The organism is Actinoallomurus acaciae, from assembly GCF_042429965.1.
Taxonomy (GTDB): domain Bacteria; phylum Actinomycetota; class Actinomycetes; order Streptosporangiales; family Streptosporangiaceae; genus Actinoallomurus; species Actinoallomurus acaciae.
In genome coordinates this window covers 1-979 of sequence record NZ_JBHLZP010000495.1, presented here as the reverse complement: position 1 = coordinate 979, position 979 = coordinate 1, and the positions used below count along the sequence as shown (strand labels likewise).

The window sequence follows — 979 nt, the reverse complement described above, 5'->3', positions numbered from 1 at the left end:
CTCGTGGTGATGTACAACAACCGGGCCTATTACAACGACTGGGAGCACCAGGAACGCCTCGCCCGGCAACGCGGCACCCCGATGGAGCGCGCGTACATCGGCATGGAGATCGCCGACCCGGCGCCGGACTTCGCCGCGCTGGCCCGCTCGTTCGGCTGGTACGCCGAGGGGCCGGTCGACGACCCGGGCAGGGTCGGCGCGGCCGTGCGGCGCGCCGCCGACCGGGTGACCGCCACCGGACTGCCCGCCCTGGTCGACGTGGTGTGCCGGCCGCGCTGAGAGCGGCTGAGGCGATATCTCCCAACTTCTTGTGGCATGCACCACTTATGCTCTATTTTGGTTAGTCCATTAGTCCTTGGAGGCGAGAGACGCCCATGGTCGAACCGCATCTGACGGAGCGCGAGCACCGCCACCGCCCCCTGCCGGCCGGCCCCGAGGACCCGGCCGCGGGAGCGTCGCGGTGAGCGTCGAGCGACCGGCCGGCCTTCCCGCGCGGCGTACCGAACCGGGCTTCGGCTCCGACCTCGTCGTCGACCTCCTGCGCACGCTCGGCTACCGGTACCTGCCGATGAACCCGGGGTCGAGCTTCCGCGGACTGCACGACTCGGTCGTCAACCACGGCGGCAACGAGACGCCGCAGCTGCTCCTGTGCCTGCACGAGGAGATCGCGGTGGCCCTGGCGCACGGATACGCCAAGGCGCGGGGCGGTCCGGCCGCGGCCGCCGTGCACGATCTCGTCGGCCTGATGCACGCGTCGATGGCGGTCTACGACGCGTTCGCCGACCGCGCGCCGCTGCTGCTGCTCGGCGGCAGCGGGCCGGCCGATCCCGCCGCGCGGCGGCCGATCGACTGGCTGCACTCGGCCACCACCCAGGCCGAGCTGGTACGGCAGTACGTCAAGTGGGACGACGAGCCCGCGACGCCGGAGGCCTTCGCCCACAGCGTCGTACGCGCGCACCAGCTCGCCCACTCGGCGCCC

At 72.3% G+C, this 979-nt stretch carries 2 protein-coding genes; both read left to right on the top strand.

Translation table 11 applies throughout. The annotated features are described in order from the left end of the window. A partial coding sequence (locus ACFFNX_RS39820) for a thiamine pyrophosphate-dependent enzyme (RefSeq protein WP_378211336.1) occupies nucleotides 1-279 on the top strand: 279 nt, incomplete at its 5' end. A gap of 181 nt (nucleotides 280-460) precedes the next feature. Then, nucleotides 461-979: thiamine pyrophosphate-binding protein (locus ACFFNX_RS39815; RefSeq protein ID WP_378211335.1), on the top strand; the 519-nt coding region annotated here is incomplete at its 3' end.